The sequence below is a fragment of the Cryobacterium aureum genome, from assembly GCF_002954245.1.
GTDB classification, from domain to species: domain Bacteria; phylum Actinomycetota; class Actinomycetes; order Actinomycetales; family Microbacteriaceae; genus Cryobacterium; species Cryobacterium aureum.
The window spans coordinates 133,340-157,263 of the sequence record NZ_PPTG01000046.1; the positions used below are offsets into that span (position 1 = coordinate 133,340).

21 protein-coding genes and 2 pseudogenes are annotated in these 23,924 nt (G+C 66.0%); 14 read left to right on the forward strand and 9 right to left on the reverse strand.

The window, feature by feature from the left end; translation table 11 throughout:
• The first annotated feature begins 103 nt into the window (after window positions 1–103).
• From CJ028_RS16555 to CJ028_RS16570, 4 genes and pseudogenes are all read left to right on the forward strand, one after another.
• Window positions 104–1,063: a DMT family transporter gene (locus tag CJ028_RS16555; RefSeq protein ID WP_276309397.1), complete on the forward strand. Its 960-nt coding sequence runs from the start codon at window positions 104–106 to the stop codon at window positions 1,061–1,063.
• 21 nt (window positions 1,064–1,084) lie between these two features.
• Window positions 1,085–1,411, forward strand: a pseudogene (locus CJ028_RS16560) (chorismate mutase); the annotation flags it as partial.
• Window positions 1,412–1,542: 131 nt separating this feature from the next.
• Window positions 1,543–2,466 (forward strand): SDR family NAD(P)-dependent oxidoreductase, encoded by a 924-nt coding sequence (locus CJ028_RS16565; protein WP_105036323.1) that lies wholly within the window; start codon window positions 1,543–1,545, stop codon window positions 2,464–2,466.
• A 99-nt stretch (window positions 2,467–2,565) separates the two neighbouring features.
• The gene (locus tag CJ028_RS16570; protein WP_105036324.1) at window positions 2,566–3,576 is read left to right on the forward strand and encodes an aldo/keto reductase; all 1,011 of its coding nucleotides are present in this window, start codon (window positions 2,566–2,568) and stop codon (window positions 3,574–3,576) included.
• Window positions 3,577–3,650: 74 nt separating this feature from the next.
• Here CJ028_RS16570 and CJ028_RS16575 read toward each other — a convergent pair whose 3' ends face one another.
• Together CJ028_RS16575 and purL are read right to left on the reverse strand one after the other, a co-directional pair.
• Complete coding sequence (locus CJ028_RS16575; RefSeq protein WP_105036325.1) at window positions 3,651–4,637, reverse strand: DUF559 domain-containing protein; 987 nt, start codon at window positions 4,635–4,637, stop codon at window positions 3,651–3,653.
• Window positions 4,638–4,781: 144 nt separating this feature from the next.
• Window positions 4,782–7,088, reverse strand: a complete 2,307-nt coding sequence (gene purL / locus CJ028_RS16580; protein WP_240607368.1) for a phosphoribosylformylglycinamidine synthase subunit PurL — start codon at window positions 7,086–7,088, stop codon at window positions 4,782–4,784.
• Window positions 7,089–7,360: 272 nt separating this feature from the next.
• On the opposite strand from purL, the gene CJ028_RS16585 reads away from it, so the two are divergent.
• On the forward strand, window positions 7,361–8,200 hold the full coding sequence (locus CJ028_RS16585) for an endonuclease/exonuclease/phosphatase family protein (protein ID WP_105036327.1): 840 nt from the start codon (window positions 7,361–7,363) through the stop codon (window positions 8,198–8,200).
• A 147-nt stretch (window positions 8,201–8,347) separates the two neighbouring features.
• Here the strand turns inward: CJ028_RS16585 and CJ028_RS16590 are convergent, their stop codons facing one another.
• Entirely contained in the window at window positions 8,348–9,940 is a 1,593-nt protein-coding gene (locus CJ028_RS16590) for an AMP-binding protein (protein ID WP_105036328.1), read from the reverse strand.
• Between the two features lie 194 nt (window positions 9,941–10,134).
• On the opposite strand from CJ028_RS16590, the gene CJ028_RS16595 reads away from it, so the two are divergent.
• The 6 genes from CJ028_RS16595 to CJ028_RS16620 are packed head-to-tail and all read left to right on the forward strand — an operon-like array spanning window position 10,135 to window position 16,783.
• A complete protein-coding gene (locus tag CJ028_RS16595) occupies window positions 10,135–11,082 on the forward strand; it encodes a phosphate/phosphite/phosphonate ABC transporter substrate-binding protein (protein WP_240607369.1) in 948 nt (315 codons plus the stop codon).
• 17 nt (window positions 11,083–11,099) lie between these two features.
• Window positions 11,100–11,987, forward strand: coding sequence for a phosphonate ABC transporter ATP-binding protein (gene phnC / locus CJ028_RS16600; protein ID WP_105036329.1), 888 nt, complete (start codon window positions 11,100–11,102; stop codon window positions 11,985–11,987).
• On the forward strand, window positions 11,984–13,669 hold the full coding sequence (locus CJ028_RS16605; protein ID WP_105036330.1) for a PhnE/PtxC family ABC transporter permease: 1,686 nt from the start codon (window positions 11,984–11,986) through the stop codon (window positions 13,667–13,669). Before phnC ends, CJ028_RS16605 begins: the two co-directional genes overlap by 4 nt.
• A complete protein-coding gene (locus tag CJ028_RS16610; protein WP_240607370.1) occupies window positions 13,666–14,829 on the forward strand; it encodes a TIGR03364 family FAD-dependent oxidoreductase in 1,164 nt (387 codons plus the stop codon). Before CJ028_RS16605 ends, CJ028_RS16610 begins: the two co-directional genes overlap by 4 nt.
• Window positions 14,826–15,578, forward strand: coding sequence for a phosphonatase-like hydrolase (locus CJ028_RS16615; RefSeq protein WP_105036331.1), 753 nt, complete (start codon window positions 14,826–14,828; stop codon window positions 15,576–15,578). The genes CJ028_RS16610 and CJ028_RS16615 overlap by 4 nt, the downstream gene beginning before the upstream one ends.
• A 2-nt stretch (window positions 15,579–15,580) precedes the next feature.
• Window positions 15,581–16,783 (forward strand): alcohol dehydrogenase catalytic domain-containing protein, encoded by a 1,203-nt coding sequence (locus tag CJ028_RS16620; RefSeq protein ID WP_105036332.1) that lies wholly within the window; start codon window positions 15,581–15,583, stop codon window positions 16,781–16,783.
• A gap of 128 nt (window positions 16,784–16,911) precedes the next feature.
• On the opposite strand, the gene CJ028_RS16625 is transcribed toward CJ028_RS16620, so the two are convergent.
• Window positions 16,912–17,373 carry a DUF3817 domain-containing protein gene (locus CJ028_RS16625; protein ID WP_105036333.1) on the reverse strand — a complete coding sequence of 154 codons (462 nt, stop codon included), beginning with the start codon at window positions 17,371–17,373 and terminating at the stop codon, window positions 16,912–16,914.
• Between the two features lie 149 nt (window positions 17,374–17,522).
• On the opposite strand from CJ028_RS16625, the gene CJ028_RS16630 reads away from it, so the two are divergent.
• The 3 genes and pseudogenes from CJ028_RS16630 (at window position 17,523) to CJ028_RS16635 (ending at window position 19,769) form a co-directional block, all read left to right on the forward strand.
• On the forward strand, window positions 17,523–18,161 hold the full coding sequence (locus CJ028_RS16630; protein ID WP_105036334.1) for a TetR/AcrR family transcriptional regulator: 639 nt from the start codon (window positions 17,523–17,525) through the stop codon (window positions 18,159–18,161).
• 89 nt (window positions 18,162–18,250) lie between these two features.
• Window positions 18,251–18,544 (forward strand): annotated as a pseudogene (locus CJ028_RS22100) (MFS transporter); the annotation flags it as partial.
• 91 nt (window positions 18,545–18,635) lie between these two features.
• Window positions 18,636–19,769, forward strand: a complete 1,134-nt coding sequence (locus tag CJ028_RS16635) for an MFS transporter (protein WP_439099055.1) — start codon at window positions 18,636–18,638, stop codon at window positions 19,767–19,769.
• 6 nt (window positions 19,770–19,775) lie between these two features.
• Here CJ028_RS16635 and purQ read toward each other — a convergent pair whose 3' ends face one another.
• The 5 genes from purQ to kynA form a co-directional block, all read right to left on the reverse strand.
• The gene (gene purQ, locus CJ028_RS16640; RefSeq protein ID WP_105036335.1) at window positions 19,776–20,474 is read right to left on the reverse strand and encodes a phosphoribosylformylglycinamidine synthase subunit PurQ; all 699 of its coding nucleotides are present in this window, start codon (window positions 20,472–20,474) and stop codon (window positions 19,776–19,778) included.
• On the reverse strand, window positions 20,474–20,758 hold the full coding sequence (locus tag CJ028_RS16645; protein WP_105036336.1) for a phosphoribosylformylglycinamidine synthase subunit PurS: 285 nt from the start codon (window positions 20,756–20,758) through the stop codon (window positions 20,474–20,476). Before CJ028_RS16645 ends, purQ begins: the two co-directional genes overlap by 1 nt.
• Before the next feature lie 86 nt (window positions 20,759–20,844).
• Complete coding sequence (locus CJ028_RS16650) at window positions 20,845–22,137, reverse strand: kynureninase (RefSeq protein ID WP_105036337.1); 1,293 nt, start codon at window positions 22,135–22,137, stop codon at window positions 20,845–20,847.
• Window positions 22,134–23,033 carry an amidohydrolase family protein gene (locus tag CJ028_RS16655; protein ID WP_105036338.1) on the reverse strand — a complete coding sequence of 300 codons (900 nt, stop codon included), beginning with the start codon at window positions 23,031–23,033 and terminating at the stop codon, window positions 22,134–22,136. The genes CJ028_RS16650 and CJ028_RS16655 overlap by 4 nt, the downstream gene beginning before the upstream one ends.
• A complete protein-coding gene (kynA, locus tag CJ028_RS16660) occupies window positions 23,030–23,884 on the reverse strand; it encodes a tryptophan 2,3-dioxygenase (protein WP_105036339.1) in 855 nt (284 codons plus the stop codon). The genes CJ028_RS16655 and kynA overlap by 4 nt, the downstream gene beginning before the upstream one ends.
• Window positions 23,885–23,924 lie beyond the last annotated feature (40 nt).

Consider the following 23,924-nt stretch of genomic DNA (forward strand, 5'->3'; position numbering starts at 1 on the left):
CGCATCCGCGTGGGCGGGCATCCGCTGCCACTTTTTTCGGCGCTTTTCAGACGTTGTGCTCGGCCGGGCGTGCGCGCGGCACGGCCGGCTATAGGCTCGGAGAGTGTCCTCAACTCCTGCCGCCAATAAGACTCTCATTGTGCTGCAATTTCTGGGCATGGGATTGATCTGGGGCTCCAGTTTTCTGTTCATGAAGATCGCCCTCGATGGTGTGAGCTTCGGGCAGATCGCCTGGTCGCGGCTCGTGCTCGGCGGGCTGACCCTTGGCCTGATCGTGCTGGTGAACCGGCCGCGCATCAACAACGGGCCGGTGCTGCCGCGGGAGGGCGCGGTCTGGCTGCACTTTCTGGTGATCGCGGTCAGCGGGTGCGTGATTCCCCACCTGCTGTTCGCCTGGGCCGAACAGTACGTCTCTTCGAGCCTGGCAAGCATCTACAACGCGGTCACCCCGATCATGACCGCGCTCATGGCGACGCTCGCGTTTCGGGTGGAGAGGCTCGTGCGCGCGCAGGTCGCGGGTGTCGTACTCGGCATTGTCGGCGTAGTTGTGATCATTGGTCCGTGGCAGTATTCCTCGCTGACCGGTGATCTGTGGGGCCAGCTTGCCTGCCTTGGCGCGGCCGTCTGCTACGGCTTCACTTTCGGCTACACCCGCCGTTTTCTGAGTGGGCGGCCGATCGCGGCATCGACGTTCGCGTTTCTCAATATCGGGATTGCCGGCGGGATCATGCTGCTGTTGACCCCGGTGCTGGCCTGGAGCCCGGTGCAGCTGACGCTGCCGATCGTGCTGGGCCTGCTCGCGCTCGGTGCGCTCGGCACCGGTCTGGCGTACATCTGGAACATCAACGTGTTGCGCGCCTGGGGCCCGACCAACGCGTCCACGGTGACCTACGTGACGCCCGTGGTCGGAGTGATTCTGGGGGTGCTGGTGCTGGCCGAAACGTTCTCCTGGCACGAGCCGACGGGGGCGCTGCTGGTGCTGCTGGGCATACTTCTGACGCAGAAACGGTTGCGGTTCGGGGCGCTGCGACCCGCAGTCCGGGAGGCGGCGGCATCCGCTTAGGCCATGCATTATCGTAAAAGTATGGTCGTATACGAGGAATTACCCGAAGGCGCCGACGCCGCTGCCATCGAGGAGCTGCACAGTATTCGCGAGAGCATCGATAATATCGACGCCGCGCTCATTCACCTGCTGGCCGAGCGGTTCAAGTTCACCCAGCAGGTCGGGCGGCTTAAAGCTGCCCACGGGCTGCCGGCTGCTGACCCGGCGCGTGAACTCATGCAGATCGACCGGCTGCGCGGGCTCGCCGAAGAGGCCCACCTCGACCCGGCCTTCGCCGAGAAGTTTCTGAATTTCATCATCGCTGAGGTCATCCACCACCACGTGAAGATCGCCGGTGGGGATGCTGTGCCGCCGGGGCGTGTTGCAGGGGCGGCACCGCTGTCCACTCCCGTTGCCGCGCCGGCTGTGCAGGTTGCTGCGGCGCATCCGCTTCCACGTCCGCCGGCCGCGCACGCGCCGAGCGCAGCGTTGTAGCGTAGGTGAGCTGGAACCCGCGGGCTCTGCCCGACCAGACCGGCAAGACGTTCGTTATCACCGGCGCCAACGCCGGCCTCGGCTACTTCACCAGCGAACAGCTCGCCGGCGCGGGCGCCCACGTCGTGCTCGCCTGCCGCAACCTGGTGAAAGCGGATGCCGCAGCGGCGGCGATTCGCGCGCGTGTGCCCGCGGCATCCGTTTCGGTGTTGCAGCTCGACGTATCTGACCTGAGCTCGGTGCGCGATGTCAGCGAAACTCTGCGCGCGCTACCGCGCCTGGACGGCCTGATTCTGAACGCCGGCATCGTGCACCCGCCGACCGACCGAGCTGTGAGCCTCGACGGTAACGAGCTGGTCTTCGCGACGAACTTTCTCGGGCATTTTGCTTTGACTGCCGGGTCGCTCATGGCCTTGCGGCGGACGCCCGGCAGCCGGGTGGTGTCGCTCGGGTCGCTGATTTCTCGGCTGATGGATTCCTCGCTCGATGATCTGCAGCTGGCGACCACGTACAACGGGTGGAAGGCGTACGCCCAGTCCAAGATCGCCATGCAGGTGTTTGGGTTCGAGCTCGATCGGCGGCTGCGAATGAATGGTGCCGGAATGGTGCAGTCGCTGGTCGCGCATCCGGGATATTCGATTTCGGGGTTGACCCCCACCATCTCCGGTGTTAACGAAATCACCCCGGCAAAGCGCGTGATCGACGGGCTGCAAACGGTGGTCGGCGCCCAGGGCAAGCATCACGGAGCCTGGTCGACCGTACGGGCCGCAATCGACCCGGATGCCCACGGCGGCGACTACTTCGGCCCGCGCCTGCTTACCCGCGGTGCTCCCACGCGCCAGCCCGCCACCCGAACCTCCCGAGACCGAGCGGTGGCCGCGCGTCTCTGGGAGCGAGCCGAGACCCTGGTCGGAGATCCCTTCCTCTAGGCCTTCACGCGAAAGCGGGAAATATGCTGCTTCAGCGTGCGCGAAGCAGCATATTTCCCGCTCTCGAAAGACGGCACGCGTCGCAGGTAGTCTGATCAGATGACTACATTGCCCGCTGTCCTGCCCGCAGTCACACTGGGAGACGGACTCACCGTCAGCCCGCAGGGCTACGGAGGCATGTCGCTCACGCCGGTCTATGGTCCGATCGACCCCGACGATGCCCTGCGCACGCTGACGCACGCCGTTGACTCGGGCCTCACCTTCATCGACACGGCCAACGTCTACGGCAACGGGTTAAGCGAACGCACCATTGCCCGACTGCTCGCCACCCGACGCGATGAAGTGCAGCTGGCGAGCAAGTTCGGCATCCTTTCGGGCGGGGGAATCGGTGCACGCGGCATCCGTGGTGACCGTGCCTACGTGTTCGAGCAGATCGATCTGAGCCTCGCGCGCCTCGCCACCGACCACCTGGACCTCTACTACCAGCACCGAGTCGACCCCGACGTGCCCATCGAAGAGACCGTCGGGGCGCTCGCCGAACTGGTTCAGGCGGGCAAGATCCGCCACATCGGTCTCTCCGAACCGACTGGTGAGGAGCTGCGCCGCGCTTCCGCCGTTCACCCGATCGCCGCAGTGCAGTCCGAGTGGAGCATTATCAGCCGAGACGTCGAGCGGCACGTTGTCCCTACCGCGATCGAGCTGGGCGTCGGGTTCGTCCCGTATTCGCCTCTGGGCCGCCAGTGGCTCACCGGGCTATTCGACCGCAGCGCGCTCACGGACGCAGACGGGCGGCATAAGTTTCCCCGGTTCACCCCGGATGCCCTCGCCGCCAACCAGCCCATTCTCGACGAGGTGATCGCGGTGGCTCGCGAGGCGGCAGTTTCACCAGCGCAGGTCGCGCTTGCCTGGCTCTATGACAAGGGTCGCACCCTCGGGCTTGCTCTGTCCCCGATCCCCGGGTCGCGTTTCACCGAGCGAGTGGACGAGAATCTCGCGGCCACGAACATCCGTCTCGATGCCGCACACGTAGCGCGCTTGGACGCGCTCGCGGACCGCATCGTCGCCGGCCGATCATTCAACCCCCAGTGGGTCTCTGCCGGTCGCGAATAGCCCCTACCCGTCTCGCGAGAGCAGGAAAAATGCTGCTTCGGGGTGCGCGATGCAGCAAATTTCCCGCTCTCGGCTCACGGGTGCCAACCGCCGGTTATTAGCGCAGCTGTTACTCTGCGGATCACCTCGGATGGATTTCGGAGGTGGGATTTGTTGATGCGGATGACCCGCCAGGTGTTCTCCATGAGCGCGTCGAGGCGGTCAACGTCCCAGTGGTACTGGTTTTCGTCGGTACGATGCTGCCCGCCATCGTACTCGAGCAGAACGCGGTACCGGCGAAAGACCAGGTCGCCGGTGGCGAGTTTCACCCCGGTGCGGCTCATGATGATGGCATTGACCTCGGGTTCGGGCAGGCCGGCCCGCACGATGAGCAGCCGCAGGTCGGTCTCGCGGGGTGAATCGACGCCCGGTCGAATCCAGATCAGCGCCTCGTGCAGGCGTTTAACGCCACGGTGTCCGGAATAGCGACGAACGGCTGCCAGCAGGTCGCGCATCTCGGCTAACGGATGTTGACGGCGCACGAGCGCATCGCCCAGGCGGATCAAGTCGTCGAGGCCGAGCATGCTGGAGAGCTGGCACCACGTGTCAACCGGGCACGTGACGTGCAGGCCGCGCACCTCCTGGATGCGCAGGCTGCCGGGCTCAGCGTGGTGCGCGATGACGCCGCGAACGTCGGGACGAGTAGCGGCCACGTCCGAGCAGACGTGCACGTCCCAGGAATGCTGCCGGCCCCAGGGCATCGGGAGACCGTGGATGATGGCGGCCGTCACGTGACTGAAGTAGTGGGTCGTCGGCATCCGCTTGCTGTAGGTTTCGATGCGCGATTCAACGTTGTCGGGGGCGCCGCGCTGCACTCGCGTGCCAGGGAACGGATGCCCGAGGTCAGCGCCGCGCATGCGTGTGGCGCTCAATCCGAAATCGAGGCCCTCGCGGGTGCTAAATCCCCTGTGCTGCAGTTCCGGCGGGAGTTGACTGGCACGCTTCATGCTCCAGAGCATGCCCTGCACCCGAGATCCCGTGCAGGTTATCCACAGGTTCGGCTGGTTCCACAGGCCGTCCATCACGCGAAAGCGGAAAATACGTTGCTTCAGCTACCGTGAAGCAACAATTTTCCCGCTTTCGCGAGCAGTCGGGGAGGGAGGGAGGGATGGAGGGAGGGAGGGAGGGAGGGAGGGAGGGATGGAGGGAGGGAGGGAGGGAGGGAGTTAGGCGAAGGCTGCGGGGAGGGGTGATTGGTGGCGGTTGCGCACCTCGGCGAGCGGCGCCGTAAAGACGTCCTGCACCTCTAGGGCGTGCAGGGTGGCATCCGTTACGCCGATGCGCAGCACCGGAATGTAGCGGCCGGCGCACAGACCGAGAAACTTTACGTCGTCTTCGCGCGGCACCGAAACGATGACGCGACCGGCCGATTCCGAGAACAGGGCAGTGGATGCGTCCACCCCGTCCCGATCCAGAATGTCACCCAGCCAGACCCGCGCGCCCACACCGAAGCGCATCACGGCTTCGGCGAGGGCCTGGGCGAGCCCACCCTCGCTGAGGTCGTGGGCACTGTCGATGAGGGCTTCCTTCGACGCGGCGTGCAGCAGACCGGCAAGGGCCTTCTCGCGGCCAAGATCCACGACCGGCGGACGACCACCGAGGTGGTCGTGCACGACGCCGGCCCAGGCCGAGCCGTCGAGTTCGAGGCGGGTATCCCCCAGCAGGTAGATGTTGTGCCCGTCGTCCTGCCAGCCGCTCGGGATGCGGCGGGCGACGTCGTCGATCACGCCGAGCACGGCCACGACCGGGGTCGGGTGGATCGGCTGGTCGCCGGTCTGGTTGTAGAACGAGACGTTGCCACCGGTGACGGGAATCTCGAGCTCCAGGCATCCGTCGGCGAGGGCGGTAACGGCCTCGCGGAACTGCCACATGACCTCGGGGTTCTCGGGCGAGCCGAAGTTGAGGCAGTCGCTGACGCCGGCGGGTACCGCGCCGGTCGCGGCGACGTTGCGGTACGCCTCGGCCAGGGCCAGCTGCGCGCCGCGGTACGGGTCGAGCTGGCAGTAACGGCCGTTCGCGTCGGTCGCGATCGCGAAACCGAGGCCGCTCTCTTCGTCGACGCGGATCATGCCGCCGTCATCGGGAAAGGACAGCGCCGTGTTGCCCTGCACGTAGTGGTCGTACTGGTCGGTGATCCAGCTCGGGTCGGCCTGGTTCGGCGAGCCGAGCAGGTCGAGGAACTGCTCGCGCAGGGTCTCCCCGTCGAGCGCGCGCGGCAGCACGGAGGCGGTATCGGCCTGCAGGGCGTCGATCCAGGTCGGGTAGGCGAGCGGGCGCTCGTAGACCGGGCCGTCCACGGCCACGGTGCGCGGCAGCACGTTGACGATCTCTTCACCGTGCCAATTGATGATGAGGCGGCCGGTGTCGGTGACCTCGCCGAGCACGCTGGTCTCGACATCCCACTTTTTCGTGACGGCGAGGAAGCCCTCGAGCTTCTCTGGCGTGACGATGGCCATCATGCGTTCCTGGCTCTCGCTCATCAGAATCTCTTCGGCGGTGAGCGTTGGGTCGCGCAGCAGCACCTTCTCGAGTTCGATGAACATGCCGCCGTCACCGTTCGAGGCGAGCTCGCTGGTCGCGCAGCTGATTCCGGCCGCGCCGAGGTCCTGGATACCCTCGACGAGCTTGCCGGCGAACAGTTCGAGGCAGCACTCGATGAGTACCTTCTCGGCGAACGGGTCGCCGACCTGCACGGCTGGGCGCTTGGTCGGTCCGCCAGCACTGAAGGTGTCGGAGGCGAGAATGGATGCCCCGCCGATGCCGTCGCCGCCGGTGCGGGCTCCAAACAACACGACCTGGTTGCCGACGCCGCGGGCGTTGGCAAGGTGCAGGTCTTCGTGGCGCAGCACGCCAACCGAGAGCGCGTTGACCAGCGGGTTGCCCTGGTAGACCTTGTCGAACACGGTCTCACCGCCGATGTTCGGCAGGCCGAGGCAGTTGCCGTAGAAGCTGATGCCGGAGACCACGCCGTGTACGACGCGGGCGGTATCTGGATCGTTGATGTCACCGAAGCGTAGGGCATCCATCACGGCGACCGGGCGGGCGCCCATCGAGATGATGTCGCGCACGATTCCGCCGACGCCGGTCGCGGCGCCCTGGAACGGCTCGATGTAGGAGGGGTGGTTGTGCGATTCGATCTTGAACGTGACCGCCCAGCCCTCGCCGACGTCGAGCACACCGGCGTTTTCGCCCATGCCGACCATGAGGTTCTTCTTCATGGCGGGGGTGACCTTGTCTCCGAACTGGCGCAGGTACATTTTCGAGCTTTTATAGGAGCAGTGCTCGCTCCACATCACCGAATACATGGCGAGTTCGCCGCTCGTGGGGCGGCGGCCCAGAATTTCACGGATCTTCGCGTATTCGTCGGCCTTGAGCCCGAGCGCGCCGTAGGGCTGGTCCTTCTCTGGCGTCGCAATGGCGTTGGAAACGGTGTCGGCGACGCCGCGGGAAGAGGTGTTGGAAACAGCGGTCACGTGTGGAATTCTCCCCGAGATAGCGGATGCTTGACCCGGCAAGTCTACCGGTCGCCTCGCCCCTGCCCGCGTGGCTCTCGTCAGAGTGGAGGTCTGAGTCATCTCGTGCGCCTCCTGCCGGAATGGGCGGTTGCGGTTCGCAACCGAGGTGGGCTTGGCCACCGTCAGCGCGCCCGTTGTGGGTGACCGCGCCAGGTGTAGATGGCGCGCTCACCGGTAGGTGGCGCGGTGACCGAGCACGACTTCGCGCACCGTCGCCATAGGCTGTCTCCATGACAGACAGCGCACTGATCGGGCCCGTCGCCGCGCCGGATCTGCATGTCATGAGTTTCAACATCCGTCGACGCCTGCCGCACCTCAACCCGCGCAGCCCCGATCGGTGGGTGCACCGCCGGCCGCTACTGAAACGTCTGCTCGCGGCGGAACGGCCCGCACTGATCGGCGTGCAAGAAGCACTGTTCGACCAGGCGAACTTTGTGCGCCACGCGCTCGGCGAGCGTTACCGCTCGATCGGCTATGGCCGGGAAACCAACAAGGGAGGGGAAGGCTGCCCGATCTTTTACGATTCACATCGGCTGCGCGTGCTTGAGTGGAAGCAGACGGCACTCTTCGAGACACCATCGCAGCCGGGATCCACCTCCTGGGGTAACCGCACCCCGCGCGTCGTCGTCGACGCGCTCTTTCACGACATCGCCACCGGTATCGATTTTCAGGCCGTGAACACGCACTTCGACCACCGCTCCCGCACCTCGCGGCTGCGATCCGCCGACGTGCTTCGACGAATCGTGTCAGCGTCGCAGCTGCCCACGATCGTGACCGGCGATTTCAACACGGATGCGAGTACCGCCCCGTATGACCGCCTCACCGGCCAGGGCCTGCTCCTGGATTCCTGGGATACAGCAGAAGAACGCCTCACCGACGGGTGGGGAACGTTCCTGAACTACCGCCCGCCGCAAGGCAACCACAAGCGGATCGACTGGATCCTCGTCACGCCCGGCGTCACCGTGCTGAAGGCCGCCATTAACGTGAAGCGCTGTGACGGCGGCTGGCCGTCGGACCACGCCGCGATCCAGACCGTCGTGAATCTCGCAGGCATCGCCTCCGAAACATGAGAAGGGACTTCGATCCCTGACTCGTCTTCACTGCGCCCTCACTATCGCTCTCAGTGAGGGGGCAAGTCAGGCGGAAGTGAGGAGTCGCGCCGCGCGCATGACCGATGGGCGGTATGTCCGGGAGCGGGTACTGACTCGCCCGCACGGCTACACCGCGGCGGCCTTCTCCTTGGCGCGCAGGTCCTTGCGCAGAATCTTGCCGGAGGCCGACTTCGGAATCACCTCGATGAACTCGACCGCGCGCACCTTCTTGTGCGGGGCGACCCGCTCGGTGACGTAGGCCATGATCTCCTCGGCGGTGACCGTCGACTCAGCCGCGACGACGACGAAAGCTTTCGGTATCTCCTGGCCGTCGGCATCCGCTGCACCGATCACGGCCGCATCCTTGATGTGCGGGTGGGTGAGCAGCAGCGCCTCCAGCTCGGCCGGAGCGATCTGGTAGCCCTTGTATTTGATCAGCTCCTTGCTGCGGTCGACGATGGTCACCTCGCCCTGCGCACTCACGGTGGCGATGTCGCCGGTGTGCAGAAACCCGTCGGCATCGATGGTCTCCCGGGTGGCTTTCTCATTGTTCAGGTAGCCGAGCATCACGTTCGGGCCGCGAACAAGCAGCTCACCGGGCTCGCTAACCCCTTCTGCCGGAATCTCGATCTCTTCGCCGGTTTCGGTCGAGACGAGCTTGCAGTCCATGTTCGGCACGGTCACCCCCACCGAGGCGCGTGACAGGTGCGGAGCATCGATAGGAATCAGGTGACTCACCGGGCTGACCTCGGTCATGCCGTAGCCCTGCAGAATGCGGCAGTCCAGCCGGGTGGCCACGGCCGCGGCGAGCGCGCCGTCGAGCGGGGCAGCCCCGGAGAGAATGGTGTGCACGCTCGACAGGTCGTAATTTTCTACCAGCGGATGCTTCGCCACGGCCACCGCAATCGGCGGCGCGATAAAGACGTAACTGCAGCGGTGATCCTGGATCATGCGTAGAAACTCGACAAAGTCGAACTTGGCCATCGTGACGAGGGAGGCCCGCTGTTTAAAGGCGAGATTTAGCAGAACCGTCATTCCATAAATGTGATAAAACGGCAGTAGCGCGAGCACCTTGTCCTCGGGTGCGACCCCGATCAGGTTGCGGGCCTGCTGCACATTCGCCACCAGGTTGCGGTGGCTGAGCATGACGCCCTTCGGTGCCGCGGTCGTGCCAGAGGAGTAGGGCAGAACGGCCACGTGCGTGGCCGGGTCGATGGCTACGGCCGGCGCTGCGGCATTCGCTGCCAGAAAATCAGCCAGCGACGGATGCCCCGGCTCACCTTCGATCACCACGATGTGCTCGTTGGAGATGCCCGCCGCGTGCGCTGCAGCCTTGGCGCCCACCAGTAACGGGGTGACGGTCACCAGCCAGCTTGCACCGGAATCGTGGAGCTGACGCTGGATGTCGTCGCGGGTGTAGAGCGAGTTGATGGTGGTGACGGTGGCGCCCGCGCGCAGGATGCCGTGGAAGACGGCCGTGAATTGAGGCGTGTTCGGGCAGAGCAGACCCACGACCGTGCCGGGACCGACGCCGTCGGCGGCGAGGGCACCGGCCACCCGGGTGATCTGATCGACCAGAGTGCGATAGCTGAGTTCCTCGCCGCTGACCCCGTCGATGACGGCGGTGCGATCGAGCTCGCCCTCGCTCAGGTCACCGAACAGGTAATCGAAAATGCTGACGTTGGGAATCTCAACGGGAGCGTACGGGCTCGTGAACACAGGGATCTCCTTTGATCGGGTGTGGCCTGCCCACGGTACCGCCCAGCGCTGGGGCGAAACTGTGCATGTGCCTCAGTCACGCTCGTTGAATTGCCGCTGCCCGTTTACCTGCCCGTTACCCGGTGCACCTTCGCTGTTCGGGCGACCTGCTTAACGTGGGTAAACGTAATGCCCTCGACGCAGGAAGGTTTCACGTGGCAATCCACAGCGCTTTTTCACGCACCACTTCTCTCGCAGCCAAGTCGGCGTTTGCCGCCGGCGCCGCTGTTCTGCTCACCCTGAGCCTTGCCTCCTGCTCGGCGGACACCGCCGACGCGGCGGGCACCGACGGCGTCAGCTATGCCGCCGATGAGAACACTCTCGTGTTCGGTGTGGTTCCCGACTCGGTCGACACCCAGACCAACTACCAGCCGCTGATGGACTACATCGAGCAGGAGACCGGCAAAACCGTGGAGTACCACGAGTCGACCGACTACGCCGCGCTGATCGAAGCCGCAATCGCCGGCAAGATCGACGTGGCCTCGTTCTCCGGTTTCACCTACATCACCGCGACCAACAACGGCGCGGCCATCACCCCGATCTCCTCGATCGTGACGACCGAGGGCGAGGTGCCCGGGTATTACTCGCAGGCGATCGTTCCGTCCGACAGCACGATCACGTCGCTCGACGAGTTCGCCGGCAAGAAGGTCTGCTTCGTCGACCCGTCATCGACGAGCGGATACCTGTTTCCGTCCTACAACCTGCTCGAAGCCGGCGTTGACCCCGTCTCCGACGTGACGGCGGTGTTCGCTGGCAAGCACGACGTGAGTGTGCAGAAGGTGGGCGAGGGCAAGGAGTGCGAGGTCGGCTTCGCCGAAGACAGCGAGGTCGCTAAGAGCGACAAGGTGAAGGTCATCGCCGAGACCATGGTTCCCGGTGCGCCGATCGTCGTCTCCGACACCCTGCCGGCCGAGCTGAAGACCCAGCTCGCCGAGGTGCTCGGCGAGGTCACCATCGACGACATCATCGCCTCGGGCGTGACCAGCGCCGACACCCAGGCCTTTCGCGACACGTTCTACGCCACCGAGCCGGTGGATGACCAGTACTACGACACCATTCGCGACATCTGCGTGAAGACGTCGGCCTCGCAGTGCCAGGGCTAACCAGTAAGTCCAGCGTCATGGCCGGTTCCGTCCCCGCGGCGGAACCGGTGATCGACGTGCGCGGTATTACCAAAAACTTCGGCGAGACCACGGCCCTGAAGCACGTGTCACTCACCGTCGCCCGCGGCGAAATTGTCGTGCTGCTCGGGTTGTCGGGGTCGGGCAAATCCACCCTGCTTCGACACCTCGATGGCCTCGACCGGCCCGATTCCGGCACGGTAACCGTGCTCGGCACCGCGGTATCGAGCCTCAGGGGTCGGCCGCTGCGCGCGCTGCGCGGTCAGGTCGGCTTCGTGTTTCAGCAGTTCGAGCTGGTCGGGTCGCTCACCGTGCTCGAAAATGTGCTGACCGGCGCCCTGTTCCGGGTGCGCGGGCCGAGACTTGGCCTCTGGGGATACCGCCGCGACCTCAAGCAGGCCGCGCGCGGCCACCTTGATCGGGTGGGACTGCTCGCACAGGCCTACCAGCGCGCCGACACCCTGTCGGGCGGCCAGCAGCAGCGGGTCGGCATCGCGAGAGCGCTCATGCAGAACCCGCGCATTCTGCTCGCCGACGAACCGGTCGCCTCGCTTGACCCGGAGTCCAGCGCCCAGGTGATGGCACTCATCCGGGAGATCGCCATTGACAGTGGTCTGACCGTGGTCTGCAGCCTGCATCAGGTTGACCTCGCCCTGTCCTGGGGCGATCGCATCGTCGGCCTGCGGCACGGCGAAGTGGTACTTGATACCGCTACGCAGGGTCTGTCGAAGCAGAACGTAATGGAGATCTACGGCCGGGTCACGACCTCGACCGGTGAGCTCGACGCGATCGAGACCGAGCTGGGCACCGTTGAACCGGGTGAGCCAGACGAGCAGGGCGAGCTCGACCTCGCGACCTTCAGCTCGGCGCGGGACAACCGCCGGTGACGCTCACGCTCGAACGCCCCAGGGCCGACCAAGCGCATGCCGTCACCCCGGCCCCGCAACCCCGCGCGCGCCCCGAGAAAATCGCGGCCGGGCTCACCCTCGTGGCGCTGGTGACGGCATCCGTTCTGTCGCTGATCAGCGTGGATATCTCGCTGCCGCAAATAGCGGCGAGCTGGTCGAACGCCACTCGGTTCTTTGATCGGGTGGGAGTCATCAGCTTTCCCGCGCCGGGCGAGCTGCTCTACCTGACCGCGCTCACCGTGGGCCTCGTGCTGCTCGGCACCCTGTTCGCCGCCTTCTTCTCGGTGCCGCTGGCCTGGCTCGCCGCCACGAATACCGCGCCCAGTCGCGGGTGGATGGCCTTCGCCCGATTTCTCGGCGTGCTGATCCGGGCGGTGCCCGACGTCGTGCTCGCGATGGTGTTCGTGCTCATGTTCTCGCTCGGCACCCTTCCCGGAATTCTGGCGATCGGCATCCACTCGATCGGTATGATCAGCAAAATGTTCGCCGACGCGATCGAGCAGATTGACGAAGGGCCACGGCTGGCCATTCGTGCCGCCGGCGGAACCCCGGTACAGGAGTTCTTTTCCGGCGTGCTGCCGCAGGTGCTGCCGTCGTGGGTGGCGACCGTGCTGCACCGCAATGACATTAACCTGCGCGGCTCGGTCATTCTCGGTTACGTCGGGGTCGCCGGCCTCGGCCTCGAGATGTCGTACGCCTTCAAATCGCTCAACTACTCGCTTGGGCTCGGCATAGCGCTGGTCATTTTCGCGCTCTGTGTGGTCATGGAGATCGTGTCGAGCGCCGTTCGCACCGTCATGCTCGGCCTCGCGCCCACCCGCCAAGGGATCGGAGACCGGCTGCTGCGCCGCCTCGGGGTTACCGGCCTGAAAGCGGATGCCTCGCACCGTCCCTGGACCTACGCCCGCCTGCGCAACGCGGTCTGGGGTTTGCTCTTCGTGCTGATCGTCATCGGCAGTGTCTGGATCTGCGAGATTAAATGGGGCGACTTTCTCACTGTCTGGTCTTACCTGCCCGAAACCGCCGCCAAATTCTGGCCGCCGAGCTTCGGCAGCTATGACGCCTCGGTCATGCTCGCGGCGATGGGCGAAACCATTGCGATCGCCCTGGCTGCGACGATCCTCACGATCGTCGCCTCGATCGTGATCGGCTCGCTCGCCGCCCGCAACGTGGCGCCGTCGAAGCGCGTGCGCGCCGGCTTTCGGCTGGTGCTCGTCACGATCCGCGGCATACCCGAGATCATCCTGGCCATCGTTCTGATCGTCGTGACCGGCCTCGGCACGCAGGCCGGCACCATCGCGCTGGCCATCGGAGGCATCGGCCTGCTCGGCAAGCTGCTCGCCGACTCGCTCGAAGAGGTCAGGTCCGGTCCGGAGCAGGCGCTCGCCGCGGTTGGCGCGACCCGGCTGCAGGTCTATGCCGGCGCCACGGCGCCGCAGGGCATGAAAGCCCTGATCGGACACAGCTTCTACATGCTCGATACCAATATACGGGCGGCCACCATCCTCGGCCTGGTCGGTGGTGGCGGGGTCGGCTACTACCTGCTGAACGCCGGTCAGGGCTCGCGGTACGACCTGGTCACCACGATCGTGCTGATGATTCTCGTGACGGTGGTCGCGGTCGAAGGCCTGGCGATGTGGATGCGACGGGTGTTCCGGTGACCCACTTCGACGTGGTCGTCATCGGCAGCGGCATCGTGGGACTCGGGCACGCCCTCGCCGCCAGTGACCGCGGGCTGTCCGTCGTGGTTGTGGACCGCGCGGCGGCCATCGGTGGGGCATCCGTTCGCAATTTTGGGCACCTGTGTTTCACCCCGCAAAGCGGGCCGGCTCGAGAATTCGCCCTGCGGTCCCGCCCGCTCTGGCTGCGTCTGCAAGTGGATGCCGGTGTCTGGCTACGCGAATCGGGCACGGTCGTGCTCGCCCGGCACGACGACGAATTGGCGGTGCTGCAGGAGCTGGCGGCGCAGCGCGGAGCCGAGTCGGTCTTTGGTATCGGTGAACCGGACGTCGTGCTGCTCGACGCCACCGAGGTATCGGAACGTCTGCCGCTCGCCGAAGGCACCGCGCTGGGCGGCGCGTACCTTCCTTGGGACCTGCAGGTCAATCCGCGCCAGGCCGGTGCGGGACTGGCCGCGTACCTGGCCGGCCAGGGCGTCGAGTTTCGCTACCGCACCGCCGTCACGGCCGTGCGGACGGGGCGGGTTGCGACCACCCGTGGGTCGATCGACGCCGGAACGGTCATCGTCGCGGTCAACCATGACATCGACCAGCTCTACCCGGAAATCGCCGAGCGCGACGGCATTGTGCGGTGCGGCCTGGACATGCTGCGCGTCGATGCCGGCCTGCGCACGCCGCTGCCCGCCCCGATCCTCACCGGCTGGTCGCTGCTGCGCTACGGCGCATTTTCCAGCCTTCCGGCGGCAGTCACTCTGGGCGAACGGCTGCGGCGGGAGTATCCGCTGCTGGCCGAACTCGACCTCAACCAGATGTACACCCAACTACCCGACGGCTCGCTGATCGTGGGGGACACCCACTATCGCGGGGCATCCGTTTCTCCATTCCAAAATGAGAATGCGTTCGAACAGCTGCTGCAGCTCACCGGTGAGCTGTTCGGCGTACCGCGCCCGCGGGTGCTCGAACGGTGGCAGGGCGTCTACGCCTCCGGCCGGGCCGACTTTCTCATCGACCAGCCCGAACCCGGTGTGTATCTCGTAGCAGCCACCACGGGAATCGGCATGACCACCGGGCTTGGTCTTGCCGAACACGTCGTTTCCTGCGTTTATGACTCCCGCTCCCTCACCCTGAAAGGCACCGTATGAGCACCGCACCCCTTGATCTTGACCTTGACCTTGACCTTGATGATTTCGACACCGAAGACGTTGACGTTGAGCTCGTCGTTTTCGACATGGCGGGCACCACCGTGAGTGACGACGGACTGGTCGAGCGGGCGTTCGTGCTCGCCGCCGAGCGCAGCGGACTGGTCGACACCGCCGAGGACCTCGAGGAGGCCGTCGCGTTCGTGCGCGAGACCATGGGGCAGTCCAAACTCGACGTCTTTCGCGAGCTGACCGATTCCGAAGAGCAGGCCGTCGCGGCGACCGTGGCCTTCGAAACCGCCTACGGCGAACTCGTCGAACAGGTGGGGGTGACGGCCATCGCTGGCGCGGCCGACCTGTTCCAGGAACTCCGGGACGCCGGCGTGAAGGTGGCCCTGGTCACCGGATTCTCCCGAGCAACGCAGGACACGCTCATCGATGCACTGGGCTGGAGTGAGTTGATCGACGTGAGCCTGTGCCCGGCCGAAGCTGGCCGTGGTCGCCCGTACCCCGACCTGCCGCTCACCGCGCTGCTCCGCACCGGCGCGTCGAGCGTTGCCGCCATGGTCGTCGTCGGTGACACGGCGAGCGACATGCTCTCCGGCCTGAGTGCGGGCGCCGGCCTGGTCGTGGGAGTGCTGACCGGCACGCACGACACCGACACCCTCGAGGACGCAGGGGCTGACGTCGTCATCGCGAGCGTCGCCGACCTCGCCGAACTGCTCGGCCTGCGTGAGGAAACGATCGAGTAGCCATGCCCGAACACGATCCAGCTGCTCAACCCGTGACGCTGCCGGCCCTCACCCTCGGCGTCGGCCGGGGGGTCGTCTTGCCGCGCGCCGCCGAGGCCATGGTCTGGTCGGGTGTCGGCCTGCCGCTGGAGTGCGTGGCAGTACCCGGCGTGCTGCTCCGGCCCGGCGACGTACTGGTGGAGGTCGAATTGGCCACGATCTGCGGCTCCGACGTGCACACGGCTGTGGGTCACCGCCTCACTTCGAAGCCGCTTGTGCTCGGGCACGAGCAGGTCGGCCGCATCATTGCCGTCACTGAGCAGTCATATGCCGCAACTGGAATGCCACTGCGGGTCGGGCAGCGCGTGGTCTGGTCGGTCGCCGTGAGCTGCGGAACCTGCCCGCGCTGTCGCCGCGGCCTGCCCCAGAAGTGCCTCGAGTTGGTGAAATACGGCCACGAGCGGATGCAGCGTGGCTGGGAACTGAGCGGCGGTTTCGCCACCCACGTGCAGGTGCGTGCCGGAACAGCGGTCGTGGTCGTCGACGAACAGGTGCCGGCCACGGTTTTGGCGCCGGCCTCCTGCGCGACCGCGACGGTAGTTGCGGCGCTGGGGGCGGCATCCGCTCTCGTGCCGCTGGCCGGAGCGACCGTGCTGGTGACCGGCGCGGGGATGCTCGGAGTGACGGCCTGCGCGATGGCGACGGATGCCGGTGCTCTCGTGGTCGTCAGCGATCCGGACCCCGCCCGGCGGCAACTCGCGCTCGCCTTCGGTGCCGCCGCCGTCGCGGACCCGGGGGCACCGCGTGAGTCTCCGACCGGAGTGGCGAGCGTGCTCGCCGCGCTCGCGGATGCCGGTGCTGCCGAGGTGACGATCGCCCTCGAACTGAGCGGTGCCCGCTCGGCCGTGCACACCGCGCTCGATTTAATCGGCATCGGTGGCGTGGTCGTGCTGGTCGGCAGCGTCTCACCCGGGGAGCCGGTTCTGCTCGACCCGGAGTCGATCGTGCGCCGCCTGATCACCGTGCGCGGCGTGCACAACTACACGCCGGACGATCTGGCGCAGGCGGTGACCTATCTCAGCGTTGCCTGGCACCGGCATCCGTTCTCTGCCCTGGTCGGGACGACCTACGATCTCGCGAAAGCGGATGCCGCCCTCCTGATGGCCGCGACAGCCCGCCACCCCCGCGTGGGCCTGACACCGCAGCCGCCGGCCACCCTCGGCTGACCCGCCCGGCGCTCCCTCTGGTCGATGGGGCCCATCCTTCGTTGGACGGGGCCCAGGCCCCGTCCGCGGGCCCAGTTTATAAACTGGGCCCCGGGATGGGGCCCGGGCCCCGTCCGTATTGAGGGCGGCTAGCTGGCGCCGCCGGGTGGGCCGATCCGGAGTAGGGTGGCCATGACCCCGACCAGGGCGACGCCCATGGCTAGCGTCAGAAGCACCGGTCGGGCCAGCATCTGCCGCAGCAGAGCGCTCACTCGGGTGTGATCGCGGGGGTCGTTGGTGCGGGTATGCCGCCAGTCGCCGTCGAGCAAGCCGTTCTTCTCGAGCCCGCGGTCCAATGGGATCGTGCCAAACGGAACGATCGCCGTGAACATTGCGATCAGAGTGAGGCGCATGCCCCAGTGCTGGTTGATTCCCACCAGCAGGGCCATCAGTCCAAAGGCGATGAAGACGAGACCGTGTACAAAACCACCAATTTGCACCCCGACCTCACCGACCTCGAGCACGTATTTCATGAGCATCCCTGCGATCAACATTGCCCAGGTGATGGCTTCGGCAATGGCAACAGAACGAAACAGCAGGCGCGGGGTCATCGGGACTTTCCAGTGATGGCGGGGCAAGGGAGCTTCTATCGTCTCAGCCGCACCTGAACAAGCACCTGAGCATTCGCCAAGAAAGATGCATCACTGTAAAATTGCAGTTGTGCAAATACGCAGTGTGCGCAATAACTGTTAACGTGAACATGGAACCGAACCTCGGCCTGCGAGACCGCAAGCGCCTCGCAACGCGTCTGCGGCTCGAAGACGCCGCGGTAACCCTCGTGCTCCGCGATGGACTCGAGCACACCACGGTCGACGCGATAAGCGAGCTCGCCGACGTGTCGCCGCGCACCTTCTTCAAATACTTCGAGAGCAAGGATGCCGCCATCCTCGGCCTCCGCCAGGTTGAAATCGCAGAGTCCGAGCTGGCCGAACAGTGCGACCGCGTGGCCGAACATGGACTGATCGAGTGCGTCATTCACCTGCTGCTGACCGTGATCGGCCCGCCGTCGACCCGACTGACCATGCGCGAGGATCGGCTGGAGATCCTGCGCCGTCACCCCCACCTACTCACGACGCAGCTTGCCCAATTTACCCAGATGACCACCGAAGTTACCGATGCCGTCGCCGCCCTCGTGGCGCGGGACGCACACTTCGCTGGCGGCTCATCGGCCGAGCTGGCGGCATCCGCTGACCTGGTGCTCGTCCTCTGCGGCGGCGCGGTGCGCGTTGCCGTGAAGGAATGGGCCGAAATGAACCCGACCGACGCCGATGGTGCGGCCGAACAACTTGAATCACGAGCAATCTCGCTCGCCAGAGAGGTATCCGTAAAACTTTCATGACCACCACACTGTCCTTGCGCGAGGCCCCGGCAGCCGCTTTACCCGGCAAGCGTCACATTCTGCTGGTCTTCGCCGGGCTCATGGTCACCATGCTGCTCGCCTCGCTCGACCAGACCATCTTCAGCACCGCCCTGCCGACCATCGTTGGCGAACTCAACGGCGTCGACCACATGCTTTGGGTGACGACCGCTTACATTCTCGCGTCGACCATCATGCTGCCCGTCTACGGCAAGCTCGGCGACCTGATCGGCCGTAAGGGCCTGTTCATCGGCGCGATCAGCATCTTCATTCTGGGCTCGATCGTGGGCGGACTGGCCCCCGATATGACCTGGCTCATCATCGGCCGTGCGGTGCAGGGCCTCGGTGGCGGCGGGCTGATGATCCTCTCGCAGGCGATCATCGCCGACGTCGTGCCGGCCCGCGAGCGCGGAAAATACATGGGCATCATGGGGGGGCGTCTTCGCCCTGTCCTCCGTGGCCGGTCCGCTGCTCGGTGGCTGGTTCACCGAGGGCATCGGCTGGCGCTGGGCGTTCTGGATGAACATCCCCCTCGGTGCCCTCGCCATCGTCACCGCCATCTTCTTCCTCCGCCTGCCCAAGGTGGACAACACGAAGCCGAAGCTCGACGTCGCCGGTATGGGCCTGCTCGCCCTGGCCTCGACCGGACTCGTGCTGATCACGACCTGGGGCGGAACGACCTACGACTGGGATTCCCTGCTGATCCTCTCGCTCATCGTCGGCACTATCGTCGCCGCCGTGGCCTTCGTCATGGTCGAGCGTCGCGCCGCCGAGCCGATCATGCCGCTGCACCTGTTCAAGGACCGCAACTTCAACCTCACCACCATCGCCGGTCTCATCACCGGTATCGCGATGTTCGGTGCCCTGGCCTACCTGCCCACCTACCTGCAGATGGTGACCGGTGCGAACGCCACCGAGGCCGGGTTCCTGATGATCCCGATGATGGCCGCGCTGCTGATCAGTTCGATCGGATCCGGCTGGCTGGTCAGCAAATTCGGTCGGTACAAGTGGATGCCCGTCGTCGGCACGATCATCGTCGGTGTCGCTCTCGTGCTGCTCTCGACCATGACCCCCACGTTGGCGACCTGGGTGCTCTGCAGCTACCTCGCCGTCATGGGCGTTGGGCTCGGCCTGAGCATGCAGATTCTCATCCTGATCGTGCAGAACTCCTTCCCGAACTCGCAGGTTGGAACGGCCACAGCCTCGAACAACTACTTCCGCCAGATCGGAGCCTCCATCGGCTCCGCTGTGGTCGGCAGCCTGTTCGCCGCCCGCCTGACCGAGCTGCTGACCGAGCGGATGCCCGCCGGTGGTGCCAGCGCGGCGAACTCCTTCACCCCGGCTATGGTGCGCGAGCTGCCGGAGGCCGCCCGCCAGGTCATCATCGGCGGCTACAACGACGCGCTCACCCCGGTCTTCCTCTATATCGTGCCGCTGATCGTTGTCGCGGTCATCCTGCTCTGCTTCGTGACCGAGAAGCCGCTCGCCACCACGATCGAGCGCGATATCCTGCCCGAAACCCTCGAAACGGATGGCGCCCTGCCGTCCACGACCCGGGGGTCAGTTGCCGTTCCCGGGCGGGATTCGTGAGTGCGGCTACGCGCCGACGAGCGCCCGGGCGATGACCGAGGTGAAGAAGGTGAGGCCGTCGATGCCGCTCGCCATGGCGTCGTCGGTGTCGGGACCGAACCCGGCCTCGACGGCGTGCTCGGGGTGGGGCATGAGGCCCACGACATTGCCGCGGGCGTTGGTCACGCCGGCGATGTCGTTCAGTGATCCGTTCGGGTTGCCGCCGATGTAGCGGGCCACGATGCGGCCCTCGCCCTCGAGTGCCTTGAGGGTCTCGGCGGAGGCCATAAACGAGCCCTCACCGTTCTTGAGCGGAATGACGATCTCGGTGTTGGCTTCGAACCCGGTCGTCCAGTCGCTCGCGTTGTTCTCGATGCGCAGACCCTGGTCGCGGCAGATGAAGCGGCCCTTGTCGTTCCGGATGAGTCCGCCGTCGAGCAGGTGGGCCTCGGTGAGCATCTGGAATCCGTTGCAGATTCCGAGCACCGGCATGCCCTGGTTCGCCGCGTCGATGACCTCGGTCATGATCGGTGACAGGCTCGCGATGGCGCCGGCCCGCAGATAATCGCCGTAGCTGAACCCGCCCGGCAGCACGAGGGCGTCGACGCCGTGCAGGTCGTGGTCGCCGTGCCAGAGGGCTACGGCGTCGGCGCCGGCCAGGCGGATCGCGCGCGCAGCGTCACGATCATCGAGCGAGCCGGGAAAGGTGACGACGCCGATGCGCATCAGGCGACCGCTGCCGAGGGGGCGTCCTGCACGTGGATGCCGACGACATCCTCGATCACGGAGTTGGAGAGCACGGTGTCGGCGAGCTCGCGCACGGCGGCGAGGGTAGCGGCATCCGCTTCGCCGTCAATGGAAATCTCGAAGCGCTTGCCGACGCGCACGCCGGTGACGTTGGCCAGCGCTGGCTGGGTCTGACCGAGGCGACCGAGGGCGCCGGCGACGGCCTTGCCCTGGGGGTCAAGCAACTCGGCCTTGGGCATTACTTCGACGACGATCGTTGGCACAGGGCACTCCGCATACAGTCTGGGGCTTATAGTCGTGGTAAATCACTGCAATTCTACAGGCCGCAGCTCGGGCGGCCCGGCGCGCGTCACTCGGCGACACCGTTCTGGCCGAGCAGGATGCCGCGCAGCACGTCGCGTACGGCGGCCACACCGTCGTAGGTTTCGACGAAGCTCGTGCTGAGCGGGGCGAGGCCGAGTCGCAGGCCGTTGGGGCCGCGAAAATCCGGAATCACGTCGTTGTCCCACAGAATTTTCGTGACCTGACGCATGAGTCGATGGTTGATGGTCACGTGACCGCCGCGATGCGTCTGCTCGCGAGGCGAGGCGACGGTGACGCCCATCGGTGCCAGCCACTCATCGACGAGGGTGATCGCGAACTCGGTCAGCGCCACCGACTTCGCCCGCACCGAATTGATCGTGGCCTCATCGATCATGGCAATCGTGTCCTGCATGGCGAGCATGCCCAGCACCGCGGGCGTGCCGCTCATAAAACGACGGATGCCAGTGGCCGGCCGATACCCCGGCCCCATCTCGAAGATGGCCTGCGCGCCCATCCAACCCTGGATCGGCTGGGTCAGCACCTCGTGCAGGTCACTCTTGACGTAGCCGAAGGCGGGGGCGCCCGGGCCGCCGCTCAAGTATTTGTAGGAGCAGCCGACGGCGAGGTCGACGTCGCAGCGGTCGAGTTCGACCGGCACCGACCCGACCGAATGGCTGAGGTCCCAGAGCACGAGGGCATCGTGCTCGTGGGCGACGGCGGTGATGGTCTGCATGTCGGCGAGGTAGCCGGAACGGTAAGCCACGTGGCTGAGCAGCACGAGCGATGTCTCGGGGCCGATCACGCTGCGCACCTGTTCGGCGGTCACCCCGCCCGTGGTATCGGATTCGATCCACCGCAGGGTGAGGCCGCGCTCCCGTGCAATGCCCTCCAGAATGTAGCGGTCGGTGGGAAAGTTATCGCTGTCGAGCACGATCTCGGTGCGGTGCGGGCGCGAATCCACGGCGGCGCGGGCCAGTTTGTAGAGCAGCACGGTGGTGGAGTCGCCGACGAAAATCTGGCCGGCCGCGGCGCCGAGGCAGGCCCGGCCGAGGTCGTCGCCGATCTGCAGGGGCAGTTCCATCCACTGCTCGTCCCAGCCGCGAATGAGCCGAGTGCCCCAGTCGTTGACGAGAAAATCGGCGATACGTTCGGCGCTCGCGTGCAGCGGGCGGCCGAGCGAGTTGCCGTCGAGGTAGGCGCGCGGGTTGGCCGTGTCGGGGCCGGCGTCGGTGCCGAGGAACCGGACTCTGTAGTGCGCAAGACCGTCGATACGGTCCATCCGGCGCGCGAAGGCGAGGTGGGCATCGAGGCCGGTCGAGCTGGTGAAGCTGGGAGTCATGCGAGGACCTCGAGTTCGGGGCGAGTGAGGGCGCGAGCGGTGCAGAGCCAGTCGGTGAAGTCCAGGGGATCGCGCGGCCGTTCGCCCGGAATAAAGGTCACCCGAGTATCGGACAGGGTCAGGCCAAGCGGTGCCGGCGAGCACAGGGCGGTCAGAACCTCGCCGGGGGTCAGCCCCGCGCCGAGCAGTGCCGCGATCTCACCGGAGTTCAGCCCGAGCGGCAGCGGCCCGTTGCCGAGATCGGTGCCGTACAGCACCCGACCGCCAGCGGCGTGGAACCGCCGCAGATTGTCGCTGGCAATCTCGAACGCGGCGGTGGGGCGACCCCAGCCGTGAATGTCCAGGGTGCTGATCCAGGTCATGCGGGCGGCCATCGCGGTCACCAGGTCGTCGGCCAGGCGCTCCGTAAAGGGAGTGTGCGCGAACGCATCCACTCCGGCGGTGAACGCGCGATCGGCCTGACCGGCACCCTCGGCGTGCGCTACGACCGGCAGGGAGCGTTCGTGCGCCCGCCCGACGAGCGCGGCCAACACCTCGGTGCCGAGCACCGGGCCCGCCACCGAGTTGAGGGTGATTTTCAGAACGGATGCCCCGGCCGCCGCCTGCAGGTCGACCGCGGTGGCGGCATCCGCTGCCCCCGCGACGCCGCAGCTCCAATCGGGCTCGGCCCAGCCGGCCCGACTGGGGTAGCCTCCGGGAGCAGTGATGAACTGGTGCGCGTATGCCAGATCGGGCATGGACGTGCGGAGGCCTTCTGGCAGCCAGCCGCCGAGATCGAGTGCACGGGCGATTCCGCCGCTGGAAAGAAGTGTGCCGTCGATCAGGGCCAGGTGCAGGTGCGCGTCCAGAAAGCCCGGCAACACGGTGCCGCGACCGACCAGAAAGTGAGTGGTCACGCGCCGATCTCCGTGCGCACGGCGAACAGCTCCGGGAAGAAGGTGAGTTCGAGGGCCTTCTGCAGAAATGCGGCACCGCTCGAACCGCCGGTGCCGTGCTTCATGCCGATGATGCGCTGCACCGTCTTGAGGTGGCGAAACCGCCACAGTTGAAAGTTGTCCTCGAGGTCGACGAGTTCTTCGCAGGCCTCATAAGCAGCCCAATGCTCGGAGGCATTCTCGTATATTCCGCGAAAGGTATGCACGAGTTCGGGGTGGAAGGTCCACGCCTCGGTGACGTCGCGTTCAAGCACGGCGGCGGGAATGTCGTAGCCGGCACGGTGCAGGTAACGCAGAAACTCGTCGTAGAGGCTGGGTGCCTCGAAGGTGGCGGTGAGCAGAGCGTGGGCGGCGGAATCCGCTTCGAAGACCGTGAGCATGCGAGCATTCTTGTTGCCGAGCGCGAACTCGACGGCGCGGTACTGGTACGACTGAAAGCCGCTGGAAGAGCCGAGAAAGTGCCGAAACTGGGCGTATTCGGTGGGCGTGAGGGTCGCGAGCACCGACCACTGTTCGGTGAGGGTGCGCTGAATGTGCTTGACCCGGGCGATGCCCTTGAGGGCCGGCGCGAGCTGATCCTGAAGCAGCGCCTGGATGGCCGCCTGGATCTCGTGCAGCACGAGCTTGAGCCAGAGCTCTGTGGTCTGGTGCTGGATGATGAACAAGAGCTCGTCGTGATGTTCCGGAACACTGACCGGCTTCTGGGCATCGAGCAGGGTGGGCAGGTCGAGGTAGGCCCCGTAGCTCATCTTCTCTCGAAAATCGGTGACGATTTCGGGGTCGAAGTCGCGGGTATTGTTCTTGAGAGTCATCGGGTTCCGTTCGGCTTGTTCAAATTGTGCGCAGGTTGAG

Bases quoted from the DNA above. Each gene is read 5' to 3' on its own strand.
- CJ028_RS16570 (WP_105036324.1), top strand. From the start codon at position 2,566: ATGACTACATTGCCCGCTGTCCTGCCCGCAGTCACACTGGGAGACGGA.
- CJ028_RS16575 (WP_105036325.1), bottom strand. From the start codon at position 4,637: ATGGACGGCCTGTGGAACCAGCCGAACCTGTGGATAACCTGCACGGGA.
- CJ028_RS16585 (WP_105036327.1), top strand. From the start codon at position 7,361: ATGACAGACAGCGCACTGATCGGGCCCGTCGCCGCGCCGGATCTGCAT.
- phnC (WP_105036329.1), top strand. From the start codon at position 11,100: ATGGCCGGTTCCGTCCCCGCGGCGGAACCGGTGATCGACGTGCGCGGT.
- CJ028_RS16615 (WP_105036331.1), top strand. From the start codon at position 14,826: ATGAGCACCGCACCCCTTGATCTTGACCTTGACCTTGACCTTGATGAT.
- CJ028_RS16620 (WP_105036332.1), top strand. From the start codon at position 15,581: ATGCCCGAACACGATCCAGCTGCTCAACCCGTGACGCTGCCGGCCCTC.
- CJ028_RS16625 (WP_105036333.1), bottom strand. From the start codon at position 17,373: ATGACCCCGCGCCTGCTGTTTCGTTCTGTTGCCATTGCCGAAGCCATC.
- CJ028_RS16630 (WP_105036334.1), top strand. From the start codon at position 17,523: ATGGAACCGAACCTCGGCCTGCGAGACCGCAAGCGCCTCGCAACGCGT.
- purQ (WP_105036335.1), bottom strand. From the start codon at position 20,474: ATGCGCATCGGCGTCGTCACCTTTCCCGGCTCGCTCGATGATCGTGAC.
- CJ028_RS16650 (WP_105036337.1), bottom strand. From the start codon at position 22,137: ATGACTCCCAGCTTCACCAGCTCGACCGGCCTCGATGCCCACCTCGCC.
- kynA (WP_105036339.1), bottom strand. From the start codon at position 23,884: ATGACTCTCAAGAACAATACCCGCGACTTCGACCCCGAAATCGTCACC.